This is a genomic window from Micromonospora sp. NPDC047812, from assembly GCF_040704175.1.
Lineage (GTDB): Bacteria > Actinomycetota > Actinomycetes > Mycobacteriales > Micromonosporaceae > Micromonospora.
Map to the genome: position 1 here is coordinate 266849 of NZ_JBEYRY010000005.1, position 16568 is coordinate 283416.

At 68.9% G+C, this 16568-nt stretch carries 10 protein-coding genes; 5 read left to right on the forward strand and 5 right to left on the reverse strand.

Annotation, left to right across the window (positions count from 1 at the left end; genetic code table 11):
- The first annotated feature begins 134 nt into the window (after window positions 1-134).
- Window positions 135-1868, forward strand: a complete 1734-nt coding sequence (locus AB0883_RS21130) for a condensation domain-containing protein (RefSeq protein ID WP_366642860.1) — start codon at window positions 135-137, stop codon at window positions 1866-1868.
- 77 nt (window positions 1869-1945) lie between these two features.
- Entirely contained in the window at window positions 1946-2782 is an 837-nt protein-coding gene (locus AB0883_RS21135; RefSeq protein WP_366642861.1) for a MaoC/PaaZ C-terminal domain-containing protein, read from the forward strand.
- 523 nt (window positions 2783-3305) lie between these two features.
- Here the strand turns inward: AB0883_RS21135 and AB0883_RS21140 are convergent.
- From AB0883_RS21140 to AB0883_RS21150, 3 genes are all read right to left on the reverse strand, one after another.
- Complete coding sequence (locus tag AB0883_RS21140) at window positions 3306-3554, reverse strand: hypothetical protein (protein WP_366642862.1); 249 nt, start codon at window positions 3552-3554, stop codon at window positions 3306-3308.
- A gap of 205 nt (window positions 3555-3759) precedes the next feature.
- Window positions 3760-4941 (reverse strand): acyl-CoA dehydrogenase family protein, encoded by a 1182-nt coding sequence (locus AB0883_RS21145; RefSeq protein WP_366642863.1) that lies wholly within the window; start codon window positions 4939-4941, stop codon window positions 3760-3762.
- A gap of 589 nt (window positions 4942-5530) precedes the next feature.
- Window positions 5531-6511, reverse strand: a complete 981-nt coding sequence (locus AB0883_RS21150) for an alpha/beta hydrolase (RefSeq protein WP_366642864.1) — start codon at window positions 6509-6511, stop codon at window positions 5531-5533.
- Window positions 6512-7093: 582 nt separating this feature from the next.
- On the opposite strand from AB0883_RS21150, the gene AB0883_RS21155 reads away from it, so the two are divergent.
- Entirely contained in the window at window positions 7094-7300 is a 207-nt protein-coding gene (locus tag AB0883_RS21155; protein ID WP_366642865.1) for a hypothetical protein, read from the forward strand.
- A gap of 169 nt (window positions 7301-7469) precedes the next feature.
- On the opposite strand, the gene AB0883_RS21160 is transcribed toward AB0883_RS21155, so the two are convergent.
- Both AB0883_RS21160 and AB0883_RS21165 read right to left on the reverse strand, forming a co-directional pair.
- The gene (locus AB0883_RS21160) at window positions 7470-8279 is read right to left on the reverse strand and encodes a hypothetical protein (protein ID WP_366642866.1); all 810 of its coding nucleotides are present in this window, start codon (window positions 8277-8279) and stop codon (window positions 7470-7472) included.
- A gap of 8 nt (window positions 8280-8287) precedes the next feature.
- Window positions 8288-12523 (reverse strand): caspase family protein, encoded by a 4236-nt coding sequence (locus tag AB0883_RS21165; RefSeq protein WP_366642867.1) that lies wholly within the window; start codon window positions 12521-12523, stop codon window positions 8288-8290.
- A 756-nt stretch (window positions 12524-13279) separates the two neighbouring features.
- Here AB0883_RS21165 and AB0883_RS21170 point away from each other — a divergent pair.
- Together AB0883_RS21170 and AB0883_RS21175 are read left to right on the forward strand one after the other, a co-directional pair.
- Window positions 13280-13984 (forward strand): carbonic anhydrase, encoded by a 705-nt coding sequence (locus tag AB0883_RS21170; protein WP_366642868.1) that lies wholly within the window; start codon window positions 13280-13282, stop codon window positions 13982-13984.
- Between the two features lie 1127 nt (window positions 13985-15111).
- Window positions 15112-16536 carry a lyase family protein gene (locus tag AB0883_RS21175; RefSeq protein WP_366642869.1) on the forward strand — a complete coding sequence of 475 codons (1425 nt, stop codon included), beginning with the start codon at window positions 15112-15114 and terminating at the stop codon, window positions 16534-16536.
- Window positions 16537-16568 lie beyond the last annotated feature (32 nt).

The following is a 16568-nucleotide window of genomic DNA, read 5'->3' on the forward strand; positions in this document are numbered from 1 at the left end:
CCGCAAGCCCGGAACGGAACATCCCTCGCAGATCCCACCGTGGCAGGGCTGGCCCGCTCGACAGCATCTCCGCTCGTGCGCCCGCCCCGACCACCGGCCGATCGGCGCCGGGACGCGGGGGAGCAACCCGAGAGGTGCGACGCCGGCGAAGGACAGGCAATCCTCAGCTTCTGGCAATCGTCGTTGCCAGCCCTTTCCATGCGTTACGAGGAGTGGAAATGACCCAGCAGAAGGCCATGGAGACCTCCCACGCCGCTCCGTCGTCCAATGTCGCCGGTGGGGAGCGCCCCCACGGCGAGACGGAGGTCATGGTCGAGCGCGTCTTCGCGGAGCTGCTCGACGTCCCTGGCTTGCCGCGCGCGGCTTCCCTGTTCGATCTCGGGCTCGACTCGATGTGGGTGACGATCGCCTGCGCCCGCCTGGAGCAGATCACCGGGGTGCGGGTCAGGTTCACCCAGATCTTCCGAACCCCCACCATCGCGCAGCTCGCGGCATGGATCGACGCGGCCCGCGACGCGAGCGGTGAACAGCCCGCCCCCGCCAAGCCGCTCGCCGCCGAGGGCGACGAGCTCGTGGCCATCACTCCGGTGCAGGCGGAGACGGTTCCGCAGAACATCGTGGTCGAGATGGCCTGGTGGGTCGACGGCGAGGTCGACAATGCGGTTCTGGAGACCGCCGCGACCGACATCCACCGCCGGCACCAGGCGCTGCACGCCCGGTATCTCAGCGGGCCGGAACTCGGGCTGGCCGAGGTGCCGGCCGATCCGGGACAGGCGGAGTTCCACCGGCTGGGCGAGGAAGGCAGTGACGACGCGGCGCTCGAGACGCTGCGGCGGACGCTGCGCAGGCCGCTCCGGCTCGACGAGGGAAAGATCTGGCGGTGCGCGGTCGTGCGCAGCAGGCAGAGCGGGCGCACCCTGTTCGGGCTGGCGGCGGACCACGCGGGGTTCGACGGCCGTTCGTTGGTCATCGTGACGGCGGAGCTGTCCGTGGCGTACGCGGCGCGCGCAGCCGGGGAGGCGCCGCGGTGGCCGAGCCGGACCGCGTCGCTCGCGGAGATGGCGTGCGACTTCCGGCACCAGCTCGCGTCGGCGGACACCGAGGCGCAGCGCCGGTACTGGCGCGACGAGCTCCATGAGCTTCCGCCCTGCCGGCTTCCCGCGCGCAGCGACGGGGTGTCGGAACTCCCCCCGATCCCCGAGGGCTCGCGCTACTCGCTCCCGGGGCCGGCCGCCCTGCGCGAGTTCGTCGTGCCGCAGGCGAAGATGGAGAGCTGGGAGGAGTACGCCCGGGACAAGGGCATGCCGTCCTCCGTCTGCGTGGCGGCGGTGTACGTGGAGTCCATCGTCCGGGCAGGCGGGACGCCTGACTTCGGCGTGATGGTCGCCGTCGCGAACAGTTCCAGCAAGGTGATCGACGGGACCGTCACCAACCGGGCAGGCAACATCGTGCTGCGCCCGAACGGCCCGTCCCACTCGGATGCGAGCATCCTCGCGCGGACGCGCGAGGCGTATCTGCGGGCGATGGCCGCGCGCGACGTCCTCATCGTCCCCGAGGAGCTGGGCAGCGCGCTCAGCGGCTCCGACAAGGTGATCCACCTCGACCGGTTGGTGGCGCTCAACTACACCCCGACACCCGAGCTCACCTTCGGCGACGCTGCCGGGACGCTCGTGACCGAGGGCAGCGCGCTCTCCACGCAGTCCCACTTCCCCGTCATGCTCATCGTGTCGCCGATCCCGGAGGGCCTCGACATCGCCCTGCAGCTGCGGACCGACATGCACGACGCCAGCCTCGTCGACCGGATCAAGGAGTGTTTCCTCGACATCATCAGCGGTGGGCCCGAGCGGCTCGAACTGGCGACCGCGTGAGCTGGGCGACGATCGTGACCGTCCCCGCGCTGGCAGCCGGCTGACTCCTGATGCCGCTCGATCGCAGCCTCGTCGGAGTGCCCGGAGAACCGTACGAGCGATCCTGGACCTCGACGGACGCGCTGCTGTACGCCGTCGGTGTCGGAGCGGGTCTCGGCGACCCGCTGCGCGAGCTCGCGTTCACCACGGAGAACAGCGAAGGCGTCGCGCAGAAGGTGCTGCCCACCTACGGCGTGCTGCTGACAAGAGCCCCGACGGCGCGCAGCATCGGCGCCTTCGACCGGGCCATGCTGGTGCAGGCCGAGCAACACATCGAGCTGCACCGGCCCCTGCCGGTCGCTGGCACGGTTCTCGTCACCTCGACCGTCACCGGGATGTACGACAAGGGCTCGGGCGCGCTGGTGGAGTTCGAGAGCGTCGCCGTCGACGCCGCCGACGGTCAGCCTCTCGTCACCGCCCGGTTCGGCATGTTCATCCGGGGCGAGGGTGGGTTCGGGGGCGATCGTGGCGCCTCCGCACCGTGGCAGCCGCCCGACCAGGATCCCGACCGCCGGGTCGTGCTGCGCACGAGGCAGGAGCAGGCCCTGCTCTACCGGCTCTCCGGCGACCGGAACCCTCTGCACACCGATCCGGCGGTCGCCGCGCGAGGTGGCTTCAGCCGGCCGATCCTCCACGGTCCGTGCACCTACGGCTTCACCGGACGGGCGCTGCTGCACGAACTGTGCGGCTCCGACCCGGCCAGGTTCATCTCGATGTCGGGCCGGTTCACCGCCCCGGTCACGCCGGGTGACTCGCTGGTCGTCTCGATCTGGCGCGGCGACGACGGCACCGCCTCGTTCCGAACCGCGAAGGAGGACGGGACCGTGGTCATCGACCGCGGTCGGCTGAGGTATCGCGGTCCCGCGACGCCGTGAATCCCCGGGCGCGAGACGACCACCGTCGAGGCGCGGCGGCGACCTCGCGCCTCGACGATCCTGTCGGCGGGCCCAACGCGCGAGGCGGTCGGCCGCGAGGCCGCGGAGGTGCTCGACCCGCCACCATCCCGGACGGCGCGGACCGCGGGGGAGCGACTGAGGGGTGAATGAGCCCTGCCACCCGCACCAGATCGGTGCAGGTCGCGCTGTGGGCCGACCGGAACCCGTCGGGATGCCGGTGCCTGATCGCGCGACGCGTGGCCGGAGCGATCGCGAAGAGGCTGCCGGCGAAGCGGCGTGGAGTCATGGCGCACAGCTGCCGGTGTCGGGTGCTGGATCGGTATCCGTGATCCGCCGGGGCGGCGGTCGGGCCCACGTGCGGCGGCGCGGATGCGTACGGCTGCCACGGTGGGCGCCGGTGCCGCTCACGCCGTCGCGCCGGCGGCCTCCGCCTCGCCCACGTCCGGCGACGTCGGCCTGGTCCGCTCGCCCCACCGCGCCACGACCGGCATCAGCATGCTCGTCAGGGCGAAGACGGCACCCAGTCGCCGACGGTGCGCACACACACGGACACCACGATCATCAGCAGCGCGGCCCAGGCGGGCAGTCCGGCCGCGAAGCCCATCGCGGCGCAGCTGCACAGGAAGGCGAAGGTGGCGAAACTGTCGATGAAGAGCAGGCCGACCGTCGCCGGCTGACCGTGACCGGGCCCGGCAGGCGGACCTGCCGGACGTGGTCGCGCGGCGACGGCGGTGCGGCCGGCAGGCCACACGCTTCGCTGTCTGCCGGGGCGTGTGTCGCCGGCCAGCGGCGGGCCCCCGGCGACGGTCGGGCGCGGGTGGCGATGGCGGTGGGATCGGGATCGCCGCCGACGGCGTGGGAGGTCGGTCCGGACACCGGTGTCCGGACCGACCTCCGCCCGACCGGGACGTCGCCTGGGCTCCGCCCCGGCTCGACCGGGAACCTCGACAGCCGTCCTAGACGTAGAGGGTGTTGGCGTCCAGGCCGCAGACGATCCGGCCGTACAGCTCGAGGTTGGTGTTGGGGTGCAGGATGGCGTGCAGGTTGAGCACCTGCACGTCCCGCCGGATGCGCTGGATCGCGACGTCCCGGTAGACGGACGAGCCGCCGCTGGCGTTGGCCAGGATGCCGATCGCCTCTTCGGCCCGCTGGCAGGCGGCGCCCAGGTCGAGTCGGATGCGCGCCCGCTCCTCGAGCGTCCAGGGCTCGCCCGCCCGGCTCTTGGTGTCGAGCAGGTCCGCCGCGCGGTGTGCGTGGAACCTGACCTCGTCGATCCCGACGATCGCGCTGGCCACCTCGATGTGGGTGATCGGGGCCTCGCTCTGGTTCTCGTAGCTGGTGTAGGTGATCTTGCGGCCGGGCAGCCGGTCGAGGAAGGCGTCCTTCGCCGCCAGGGCCAGGCCGAGAGCCGGCGCGCTGACGATCGAGCAGGCGGTGGCCATGAACGGCGCGTTGAAGATCGGTGCGTTGGCGTTCAGCTTGGACCTGTGCTGACCCTGCAGCACCGGCCCCATCGGCAGCGCACGCTCCGCCGGGACGAAGACGTCCTTGGCGATCGTGGTGATGCTGCCGGAACCGCGCAGGCCCGACGTGTGCCAGTCGTCGACGATCTCCAGGTCCGCGACCGGAATGGCGAGCATGACCGGCGCGAAACCGCCGCCCTCGACCGGCGTGACCGCTGCCGTCGTGTTCCACGTGCTCTGCTGCGCACCCGTGTTGAACGACCACTTGCCGTTGACGATGTAACCGCCGTCGGTCGGCACGGCCATCGCGCCGGGACTGAGGATCCCGCAGACGCGTACGTCCGGCGTCGAGAACACCTCGTCCTGCACCTCGTCGGGGAACAGCCCGGTCAACCACGTGCTGATCGACCAGACCGCGACGGTCCACGCGGTCGAGCCGTCACCCCGCCCGAGCTCGGCCAGCACGTCCACGACCGTGCCCATGTCGGACTCGTAGCCGCCGTAGCGGACCGGAACTCGCATCTTCAGCAGCCCGGCATCGGTGATGGCCTCGATGACGTCCGGGTGTAGCTGCCGGTTCTCGTCCATCCAGACCGCCTTTTCCCGCAGCAGCGGGACGAGCTCGGAGGCGCGGCGGACGAGTTCCGCTCGGGGCGGCGCTTGGGTGATCTCCATCGTGATTCTCCTTCGCGGGCGTCCGTCGCCACGTGCTGCGGCACATGGTCACGGCGATCGGGTTACTTCAGGCCTGATGGGTGGTTCGAGCAGATCTCGGCGCGATGTGGTCACGCACCGAGATGATTTCAAGCCGGAGAGTTCTGCCGCACCTCCGCGATTGCGGCCCGGACAGCGTCATGTCCAGCGCGCAGTGGTCATCACGGCGTCCCGACGACGCCCTTGACGATCTGCAGCAGGACGGGGCGAGGATCGCCAGGCCGTAGCCGGCCAGGGCATCAAGGGCGCGAGATCCGTCCACACCGCATCGGTCAAACCCGACGGACAGCATGAACGGCGTCATCCCCGCCACAGGTGCAGTTGCGCACAACGCAACCATGGCGGGGATGATCCGTTTGTCGAGTACCGACATCGACGTGCCTCGCCAGTACGCGCCCGAGGTCTTCGAGTTCGACGTCGACGGGCTGGCGCAACGCCCCGAACGGTTGTCCGGCGGGCAGGCTGGCGTCGGTGGAGTGCGGCAGGGGTGGGCGACGGCTCGACCGGCCGTCGCCCACCGGCCCCGCTGGGAGCCTCGGCTCGGACGGCCTCAGCCGAAGAACGATCGCAGGTGCTGAGTGAGCACCTGAGGCTGCTCATCGACGAAGTAGTGCCCGGTGTTGGCGATCTGCACCAGCTGCACGTTGGTGGCCTGCTGGCTGAGCGTCGCAGCGAAGCTCGGGAAGAAGACGTCGTGGGCGATGCCCAGGACCGGGGCGGTCACCGGCGTGTACGTCCCGTTGTCGATGATGTCCTGGCCCAGCGCCTGGTACCAGCCGTTGCCGCCCCGGATGGCGTCCGGAGTCGAGTACGCGTGGGCGTAGACGGCGCGGTCGAAGTCGCTGATGGCTGCCTTGTTGACCAGGAGGTTGTCGAACATCCAGTCGACGAGGAAGCGGGACCGGCCCGTGATGAGCTGCTCAGGCAGCTGTGACACCTGGTTGAAGGCGAACCACCAGGGGTGGAACGGGGCACCCGGGGCCGGCAGCATGCGGAACTCGTAGTAGCTGCTGTTCGGGTGTTCCACGTCCAGCATGGCGATCTTGTTGACGACTGCGGGGTGGTTCGCCGCCATGCTGTAGGCGACCATCGACCCCATGTCGTGACCCACGACGTTCACCTTGGTGTAGCCCAGCGCCCCGGCCAGCGCCGCGATGTCCGCCGCCATGGTCTTCTTGTCGTACCCGGAGGCCGGCTTGCTGGAGCCGCCGGCACCGCGCAGGTCCACGGCGATCACGCGGTACCGGGTGGCCAGCGCGGGCATCACCTTGTGGTACTCCCACCAGGTCTGCGGCCAGCCGTGCAGCAGGATCAGCGGCTCCCCGCGCCCACCGGCGACGTAGTGCAGCCGGATTCCGTTGACCGCCGCGTACCTGCTCGTGAAACCCCCCGGAAGGGTCGCTGCGAGCTCGGCGGCGGACGGGGCGGTGGCCAGCGCGCCGTCGGTGGACGGTGCGGCCTGTGCCGCCGCGCCGGTCGCCGCGGCGGCGACCGCGCCGGCGCCGAGCGCGATCAGCTTCCTTCTGTTCATCGAAGACACGCATGCTCCAGTTCTCTAGACAGTGACATGGATCCTTACCGATTTTTGGGGAACGCAGGGTTGCATCATGGTCACGGATGTCCGATGGTTTATCGGAAATGACCGATGGGATGTAATTTCCTGCGCTCGCGTCCGATGGCTGGGATGTCCGTCAACGGGATAACCGACAGCCCTGAGCCTCGATCCACCGACACGGTTGGCGGCGATCGCCGATTGATCATTTCGAACTGAGGTGAGTCGGCGGGTGTGTCCGGCGTCTTCGTCCCGGATGGCTTGCGGGTGCCTTGATGCCGGCCCATTGGCCGTTGTTGATGCTGTTGCATGCGGCGTGGATCCTCGCATCGATGCGGCAGGTGACCGAGAACCGCACGTCACGGCGCCGGCAGCAGTTGATCACGGTCTGGGGTGCAGAACACCGAGCCCGGACGACGAGGTACTACGACACGCTGAACGAGTTCTTTGGGAAGCTGGCCAGCTGATCGGCAAAGACCGCCGCGACCGCCTCATCCGCACATCCGGGCAGCGCCGGCGAGGTGTTGAGGACGTGGGCGTCACGGAGGTGGTTGCCCCGCCGTGCTGTCGGCGTTGTACTACGTGGTCGCTTTCCGGCAGCTGACACCGGGTCGGGACGCGGACACGGCCTCGCTGCGAATCATGATGCTCGACGTGATCGAGCGGCTCGCCCGGCTGCAACAACACGTTGCCGCTCGGCAGGCGCGACGGCCCAGGGCGATCGGGCCGGACACCCACCTCCTCACTGCCTTGCGTCCCGTCCGGTGAGACATCCCTGGTCTGCTCAGCCAGGGTCCAGCAGTTCCTGCGCCCCAGAACAGAGACCAGGCCACACAGGTACTGCCGCACCCGCCGAAGGGAGCATCAGTCCAGGCCTCCGGACGACGTCGACGACCTCGGCGGCGTAGACACCCATCCGCCGAGCCAGCTCCGCCTGTCAACGATGAGCCGCAAGCTCCGCCGCCAGTGGCGTGCAGGCAAGGTAGTTCGCCGCCAGATGGAAGTCGAACGCGTGGATCGCCGCTGTATGGTCGGCCGCTAGGTCGATGAACCGCATGGGGATGCCGCCTGAGGGGATCGCAACCAGATCACCTGCGTCGGCGATGTTCACCCAGCGCTTCACGTTTGGCGGGCGCGATCCGCGACCAGCCACTGGGGCGGGGTCGAGCCGCGGGAACACCACGTGCGGCATGGCCAACGGCGAGCCGAGCGTGACGAGCAGGTCCACCTCCAGGTCGCCGTGGTGCCACAGGGTCTCGTAGGTGACGATGCTGCCCAGGGAGTGCGCCAGCACCACCGAGGGCTGGTGTGCGCGGATCGTCGCGGCCACCGTGTCTCGGATCGTCTGCCGGACGCCGTCGCCCCGCAGGTAGCGGGCGACCTCTCGGAAGAAGGTTGTTACGAACAACTCCACGAGACGCGGCGCGAGCTGGCGGCGTTCGGCGATCCACCCGAGGATCTGGCGAAACGGCCGGGTGGCGTTGCCCTGGGTGACGGCAGGTGGCACGTCGAGTTGTGCCAACCATGCTTCGAGCAGTTCACGTGCCTCTGGCGGCAGTTCGTCGTCCGCGCCCTGACGACCGCGCGGCTGTAGGTGGTCGGCGTAGTAGGCGACGGTCAGATCCACCGGCTGTGAAAATCCACGGGCCAGCGCGCGGCTCCAGATCGCCGCCAGCTGCGCGCCTGCCTGCGTCGACGTGGCGGACGGACGATAGTTGCCGACACCGTGCACCCCCACGACACGCATGGTGCGGGTCACTCCCCACGGTCCAGTACGACGATTTCCCTTTCGTAGCACACCACTATCGCACCGTCTGGAGCGAGCACCACAGCGTCGACGTGGTCAGGCACCGCGTGTTCATCGAGGCACTCACCGGTCAGCAGGTCCCACACCCGCACGACCTTGTCGAAGCAGCCCGTCACCGCCACTGCTCGTCCCCCACGTACGCCGCACGAAAGGGCACGCGCGTACAGACCCGGCGGTGACGCCATGACGCGCAGGCACGCGCCGGTCCGTGCGTCGAAGACACCAACGCCTTCGCCGGCCGCGACGACCACCGGTTCACCGCTCACGGTCGTGCAGGCCACCAGCCCCATCGTGGACCCCGGATCGACCCTGCAACGCATGACACGGGCGAGGACATCCCACACCAGGAGCTCGCTGCCCTGCTCCGACCAGGTCACGGCGTAGGGAACGCCGCCGTCGTCGCCGATGGCCACTTTGTCGATGGCCGCTATGTCGGTGGCGACATCGACGCCGGCGGCTGGAAGCGTGACGCAGCTGCCGTCGGCCAGGTCCCACACCCGGGGCACGCCGTCTGACCCCCCGGAGATCACCAGTGGCCGGCCGCCGACGTTGGCGGCGGCGACGTCGTGCACAAAGCCTTCGTGCCCTTCCAGTAGGTTCCCGAACGTCTGTGCGGTCGCGATGTCCCACAGTTCCAGAGAGCTCGTTTCCCCTCCCGCCAGCACGGCGACGGTCGTGTCGCCGGTGCGTACCGTCGCCAGCGCCGACACCCAACCGACCTTCCGGCCGAACGGCTCACCGATCAGTGTTCCGTCCGCGAGGTCCCACACGGCCACGCCGTCCTGCCGGCTGTCTACCTCGCCGCCGCCGGCGATGATCACGATCCGGTCGTCGACGACGGCGCAGGCCGCCGCGTTGAACGGTTCGGTGTGGCCTGGCAGGACAGCCGATGCGTCCGTCACCGCCACGTCCAGGTTCCATACCCGCACGGTCCCGTTGGCTGCTGTGCTCACCGCGACCGGCGCACCATCGAGGTCGACGCATCGGATCGCCCGGACGCTGTCGGTGTGGTGCAGCGGGGCGCCGACGCGCCTTCGGGTGCGTAGGTCCCATAACTCGATGTCGTCGGCGTGCCCGACCAGCGCGATCGGCCGGTCGTCGACGACCGCGCAGGCGACTGGTCCGGCGAGCACGTCGTCGTTGGTCAGGATCTCGCTGCGAGGGCTGTCGGACTTGAGATTCCACATCCGGACGGTCCCGTCCTCGCCCGTGCTCACGACGTACAGGTCGGCGCCGTGCATGACGCCGCCGGCACCGCGAACCTCGCCGTCGTGTCCGGCGAGCGTGGCATCGATCGGGCGGCCGGACAGGGAGCGCACCTTGATCTGCCCGCTCTCGTCACCGGTGACGACGACCGTGGCTCCGTCTGCGGTAAACGAGTTCGCGTAGCGGACGGTCTCGTTGTGGAAGCCGATCTCGTGCGACTCGGCGCCCACCTCGTCGGACGACGACACCGGCCAGACGTCCACTACCCCATCGAAGCCGCTGGCGACGACTACCGCCTGGCCATCCACCGTGCCTGCCGTGACGGCAGAGTACGAGAGGCCTCTCGGCTCCTGTATCCGGCTGCCCGGCTCGCCGGTGATCAGATCAAAGATCTGGATTCCGGCCTGGACGTCCAGCGCGGCCACCACCGGCCGGCCGGCCGCGACGAACGCGGCAATCGCGTGGTACCGATGGTCGAGGGTGATCCGCGCAGGCTGCCACGGGCGGCCCTGGCGGAGGTTCCACAGCCGGACCGTGCGGCCGCCCCAGGTGACCGCGATGATCTCGTCTCCGATACGCAGGCAGTCGACTGACGACACCGACAAGATGTGCCCGGAAAGGTCATCCCGTAGCGCGGGATTGACCAGTGCACCGGTCGCCCAGCGGGTCAGGAGACCGGTACCCGCGAACGCCCGCACGAGTACGTGGCTACCGACGCGACGCGCGTCGATTGCCATGATCTCGCGACGTTCGTCGGGCGTCGCCTCGCGATGCCGCTTCGCCGACGTCCGGTAGAGCACCGCTGCCTCTCGTGCCGCCGGAGACCGGGCTTCTCCCAGGTGACGGATGACAGCGTCCGGCTCCGCCATGAGCAGGAACTCGGGGTCCACGAGCAGGTCGTCGACCCGACTCGCGTCGGCGGCGTGTTCAATCGCGTGCCGCAGCAGGTACGGCGGTGCGGTACGCCAGCTGTGTGTGCCCGCGACGATGCGTTCGTAGAGACGCGTGGTGTCGTGCTGTGATCGCAGATACTCGCCGAGGCTGTGGTGGAACAGCCGGTACAGCGTCGTTCCGTCGGAGTCGGCGCTGGTACGCAGATACGGTCCTCCTTGAAGAAGCACGTCGGTGACGTCAACGCCGACCAGAGCCGCGATCAACTCGGCGGGCATGCCGTCGCCTTTGCCGAAAGCGATCGCGGCCAGCGCCCAGCGCAGAGTTCGATCCGGGCCGAGCGCACCGAGGTGGAGTTCGAATACCTCAGGTAACCGGGTTGGCATGGACAGACCAAGCTGGGAGGCGCGTTCGGTGTCGGCCGGAACGGGCACCGCTTCGAGATATCGCAGGAATACCTCCGCGAGCAGGAACGCACCCCAGTTGCGGGATGCGCTGGCCAGGCGGCCCGCGACCACCCGGGCGAGGCGTTCCCGTACCAGCCGCGCCGATCGCGCGCGGTAGCCGGGCGCGTCGGCGAGCCGATTCATGATGTGGCTTTCCAAATCCGCGCTCAACTCATCCGCCTCGACGCTGTCAAGATCGAGCACATCGGTCTGGGCGATCAGCCGGGCGAACTTCGCGTCCGGGCGTGTGGCGACCAACAGCCGACACGCCGGCTCGCCCGACGGCCGGTGGGCGTGCAGCAGCGGCAGCAGCAACTCGTTGACCACGCCGATCGGGTCGAGTGCCTCGTCGAGCGCGTCGAGCACGATTGTCGGCGGCTCGGGTAGCCCGGCAATGACCTCGACGAGCGTGGCGGCGTTCCAGCCCGGCGATGACGGTTCTCGCACAGCGGCGGCGAAGTCGTCCAGCTGCCACAGTCCGTTGTCCAGCTCGTCAAGCCAGTCGGCGATATTGTCCGCGGAGCGGCCGGATCGCGGCGCGGTCAGATCCAATTGGTCGGCGATGGAGTGGACGAACTGGAGTGTGTCGCGGCCGCGGGCGTGCACTGTCGCGAGGTTGGGGTTGAGGGACGGGCGTGATCGGGTGTCCAGCCGTGCGCGGACGGCGGGTACCTCCTTGGCAAGAGTGGGGTGCGCCGCGCACACGAGCACGCCCAGCAGCGCTGACTTGCCGGCACCGGGACTTCCCGTGATGACGATGGGCCTGTCGCCCGCCGCACCGTCCAGCCAGAGCGACAGCAGGCGCAGTTCGCGGTGACGTCCGGTGAAATGCGTGCCTGCCCGCTCCATGAAGTAGGCGTAGTCGAGAGACTCCCGCAGCGATGGATCTGACACCTTGCTGACAAGATGTTCGGGCTCGTAGCGAGGGTTGAGGAAGAACAGCGGCTCGCCTGGCGGCTGCGCCGGGTCGACCGGAGTGGCGTGCACACGCTGCGGCAAGCCCTTCTGGGCTGCAACCCGCTTCGCGATCCGTCGAGCAACCAGTTCCAGCGGCACATGCCGCATGCTCGGGTCGGCACCCAGACCGTCGATGGCGAGCCGGTCGAGCACGTCGGCTACCGCCCAGCTGAACCGTCCGTCGAAGGCGTCCTCATCCGGGCCAGCCGCCGCGATCACCCAGGTCTTCGTGTCCGGTCCGGTTTGCTGGAGCAGCCACGGCAGCCGGGCGATCCGACCCGACCGGCACAAGTCAAGCAACAGCAGAACAGGTTGGTCACGAAGCTGTCCGGACGATACCCACTCAGCGACGTTCGTGCCCATTCCCGTACGCCCGCACGCGGGCACGACATCAAGTCGTGTGTCGTCAACGCCGACCTCGCCGTGAGACACGACGTGCAGAACCAGGCTTCCGCTGTCGTTCTCCAACGCATCTCGAACGGAGCCGGCCATCTGGCCCCGGTCCGGGTCGAGCTTCACGTCGACGTGGAAGCCCAGCACCTCCAGTGCTTTACGCACCCTTGCCTGCACCTCATCGACGAACCCAAGAGGCGCCCGATTTCCCAGTAGCAGTGGCGATTCCGACTCGGCACCCACCCGGTCCGCGAACCGTCGCACACCGATGAGTAACGCTCGCCCGCCCATGACGCGCGACTGTAGCAATCGGGCGCCTCCATCGATGCGATGTCCTGGCGGTGCAGGGGCTGCTCCGCTCGGCCGGATCGATCGGAGTGTCCAAGCCTTTCTGTCCAGCACTTCTGGCTATGTTGCATTCAGCGTGGGCTTGACCGTTACGGGCCGACCATGAGCCCTTTTCATCGTGGGTCGCGGCTGGTCTGGACGTGGTGTAGTACGAGGACGGCCTGGACGATCGCGGTGGCTCGTCGTGGGCAGTAGCGAAGCGTCACCGCAACCAGGCCCACGACCTACTGACGTCACCGTCCGCAACGCGAAAGCGGGCAAGCAGACGGTCATACGACCAGCAACAGCACCACCCACACGGGAACGGCTGCCGTAGACCGGTCGGCGCCCGGGCCGGACGCTGGACACGATGGGTGCCGTGCGGAGTTCGACGAGGCGTTCCTCGGTGAACTGGACGTCCTGTCGTACCGGGAGCGGATGGCGACCCTGGGTGCGGGCGGCCGGGCTGCGACGGCTCGTCCAGGCCGACAAGGCGGACCAGGGTCCGAGGCCCCGCCGAGGGCCGGCCGGCCCGCCGGCTGACGGCCGTCCGCGCCGCGCGGAACCGGGCCTGGTACGCGGACCCGGCGTTCTGGCGTCCCGCCGGGAGCGGGCGGGTAGCGCGCCGTTGTGACGTAACGGACCGGGTCGGAAAAGGGACACAGTGGACCTACGGACGGTGGTAGAAAGCAGGCGCAGACCTCACCTCAGGAGATCATCGTGAAGCGAAACCCCGTGTCCCGACGGTCGCTGCTGGCTGCCGGCGGGGCCACCGCCGTCGCGCTCGGCCTCGCCGCGTCCCGGCCGGCGACGGCCGCCCCGAGCCAGCCGCCCGTCGTCACCCCGGCCGAGGCGTGGCGGCGGCTGCGCCACGGCAATCACCGGTTCGTCACCGGGCACAGCCGGCACCCGCACCAGAGCCTGGCCGACCTGCGCCGCCTGGCCGCTGGTCAGCACCCGATCGCCATCACCCTGGGCTGCGCCGATTCCCGGGTCGCCCCCGAGGTGCTGTTCGACCAGGGTCTGGGCGACCTGTTCGACAACCGGGTGGCCGGAAACATCGTCGACGACCTGCTGCTGGGCAGCATCGAGTTCGCCGTGGAGGAGTTCCACAGCCCGTTGATCGTCGTGCTCGGTCACGAGCGGTGCGGGGCGATCACCGCCACCATCGACGCCATCCGCACCGGTGGTTCCGCCCCCGGTCACATCGGCACCATCGTCGAGAGCCTGCGGCCGGTGGTGGAGCCGGTGCTGGGGCAGCCCGGGGACGAGGTCGAAAACGGCGTCCGCGCCAACGTCCGCGCCCAGGTCCAGGCGCTGACCGCACGCAGCCCGATCATCGCCGAGCGGCTGCACGCGGGCGCGCTGAAGGTGGTCGGCGCCCGGTACGACCTGGACAACGGGCAGGTCACGTTGGTGGACTGACCTCGGTCGGTCCCCCAACTGACACGCCGAACTGACGGCGCTGCTGCGGACACGTCCGCAGCAGCGCCAACCGTCCCCGGCCGTGTCTTCACCACCCGGCAGACAACTTTCCACCCGGCTTCTTCCTGTCCGCCATGACGTGGGTCTCCCAAACAGGGGCGACGTCCGGTCCGACGACCACACCCAGGCCGAACACGGAAATCCACGCAGTACCAGGCTGCCAACGGCGAGGCAGTCGCCGGCAAGCTTGACCTGGTCGGCTCGGCCCGCCGGCGTTGGAGTGGCTGTCGGCCGTCCTCTGCGACCCTTTGAGTGCGTCCACCACCGACAGGGCATCGCGCGCCGTCGGTCGATCAGGTGGCGAGGAAAGTCGTCGCCGTCCGGGGATCGGAATGCCACGACTGTCGGCACGGGCGGTAGTCGCGGGGCTGCTTTCAGTCAGGCATATTGACGAAGCCTGGAATTCTGCTTGAAGGCCGAATGCAGACAAGTGCTGTCCCGCGTTAGCTGACGATGGGTCGGGCATAACTCCCACTGAGCTGAAACCCCTGACACGTTCCGAGTGTCCAAGCGCCAAAGACACTCGCTCCGTCCAGGCCGTCAGCCCCGCCAGCAGTATCGATAGCCAGGAGCGGCCTCGGTCGGGGGAAAGCTCCGACCATCGTCAGGGTGCCCGGGCGGGCGCTTCGGAGCCGGATGCCGGGGCGAGTGGATACGACCTGTACCAGACATAGCTCGCGAATGTAGTCCCTTGTCTGGCGCGGGGTGCGCGGCTACGCTCGCCCCATCGAAGACCGCGTATTAGCGCGAACTGTTGTTTCGCGCTCCGTTGTTCGCACGATTTTGTATTCGCTCCACGGGGGAGTTGATCTGATGTCTGCTGACGGCGAACGTCGAATTCGTCCAGCGCCGCCGATCGCGCCTCTGTGATGAATCGTCGTACCTCCCTCAGCTGACCGTCGTTCATTCGAGGCGATCTGATCCGCAGGCGATGTCACGCGCCGCGAGGCGCGGATTCTGGTTGCAGTCCGGCCGCGCAACTCTGTAACGGGGGGTCTTCAGTGCAGCTCGTTTCCGAGGGCTCCGCCCTCATGTCAGGGCGGTTGTCCAGCGGCCCGTCCCGCCAGGTGCATGACGAGATCCTCCGGCCGCAGTTCGTCTTCGACATGACTCACCTGCTTCCTCACTACCTCGCTGTGGAAGTGGCTCTCCTGTTCGAGTACGAGCGGATGGGGGTCATCACCGGCGATCAACGACGAGACATCGCGGACATCCTTGGCGGGATCGACGAATCCACGCTCAGCGCGGACCCCTCCACCAACATGTCCGACACGTCGATGGCCATCGAGCAGTGGGTGCATCGTCAGCTGACCGAGCCGGTCCCGGCCTGGCACGTCGACCGCAGTCGTAACGACTCTCAGGCGACAGCACACGCTCTCGCGGCACGCGAGTGGTTCGGCGGGGCGGCGGAGGACCTGCTGGGCCTCGGTGCGGCCGTCCATCGACTCGCCAGCGGTACGACCGACCTGCTGATGCCGGGATACACCCATCTCCAGGCAGCCCAGGTGATCACTCCCGGCTTCTACCTGGCCGCCCTCTCCCAGCAGATCCTGCACAACCTGCGCCGCTGGCTCGCCACCTATGACAGCAACGACCTCTCGCCGCTCGGCGCGGGCTCGATGGCGGGCCAGCAACTGCCCTGGGACCGGCACCGCTTGGCGCGCCTGCTCGGCTTCGCGGGGCCGGTTCCGCACGCCCTGACCGCCGTGGCGTCCCGGTCGCTGGCCCTGGAGATGATGGCGGAATTCTCCATCCTGGGTGCCGAACTGAGCCGCTTCGTCACCGACCTCATGACCTGGGGCAGCAACGAGTACGCCTTCATCGACCTGCCCGACGAGCTTTCCGGCATCTCGGCGGCGATGCCGCAGAAGAAGAACTTCCCGATCCTGGAGCGAATCCGCGGGAAGCTGGCGCATCTCGGCGCCTATGGCGTGGACATCGTCCTCGCCCAACGCGCGACGCCCTATTCCAACATGGTGGAGGTGTCCAAGGAGGCGACCGCGAACCTCCATGTCTCCGTCTCCACCACGCGGACCGCTCTGCGGCTCTTCTCCACCGTCATCGACAACCTGCGTTTCCGATCCGACCGGATGCGGGAAGCCTGCCGGCGGGAGTATCTGGGCGCGTTCGCACTGGCGAACGACCTGACCCTCAACGACGGGATCCCCTGGCGCGACGCCCAGATCGTCGTCGGGCAGTACATCGCCGCCGCCATCTCCGCCGACATCCCGCCCCATCCCGGAGACCCCGGGCTGTTGGCCGAGGTCGCCGGCCGGCACGGATTCCAGGTCTCCGACGCCGCACGCGTGCTCGCCGACGCCTTCGACATCGAGAGCGCAGTTCGTGGAAAGCGGTCGACGGGCTCGGTCAATCCCGAGGCGTTGGCCGACCTGCTCGCCAGCCAGGCGGACGATTTCCGACTCCTCCGGCAGCAGTGGGACGACCGTCGTGAACGGCGAGGTTCCGCTCGGGCACTGCTCGGGCGTCGATGAGCGTCGAATCGGGGAGAGAATGACGATCCTGA

Bases quoted from the DNA above. Each gene is read 5' to 3' on its own strand.
- AB0883_RS21150 (WP_366642864.1), bottom strand. From the start codon at position 6,511: ATGAACAGAAGGAAGCTGATCGCGCTCGGCGCCGGCGCGGTCGCCGCC.
- AB0883_RS21160 (WP_366642866.1), bottom strand. From the start codon at position 8,279: ATGCGTGTCGTGGGGGTGCACGGTGTCGGCAACTATCGTCCGTCCGCC.
- AB0883_RS21145 (WP_366642863.1), bottom strand. From the start codon at position 4,941: ATGGAGATCACCCAAGCGCCGCCCCGAGCGGAACTCGTCCGCCGCGCC.
- AB0883_RS21165 (WP_366642867.1), bottom strand. From the start codon at position 12,523: ATGGGCGGGCGAGCGTTACTCATCGGTGTGCGACGGTTCGCGGACCGG.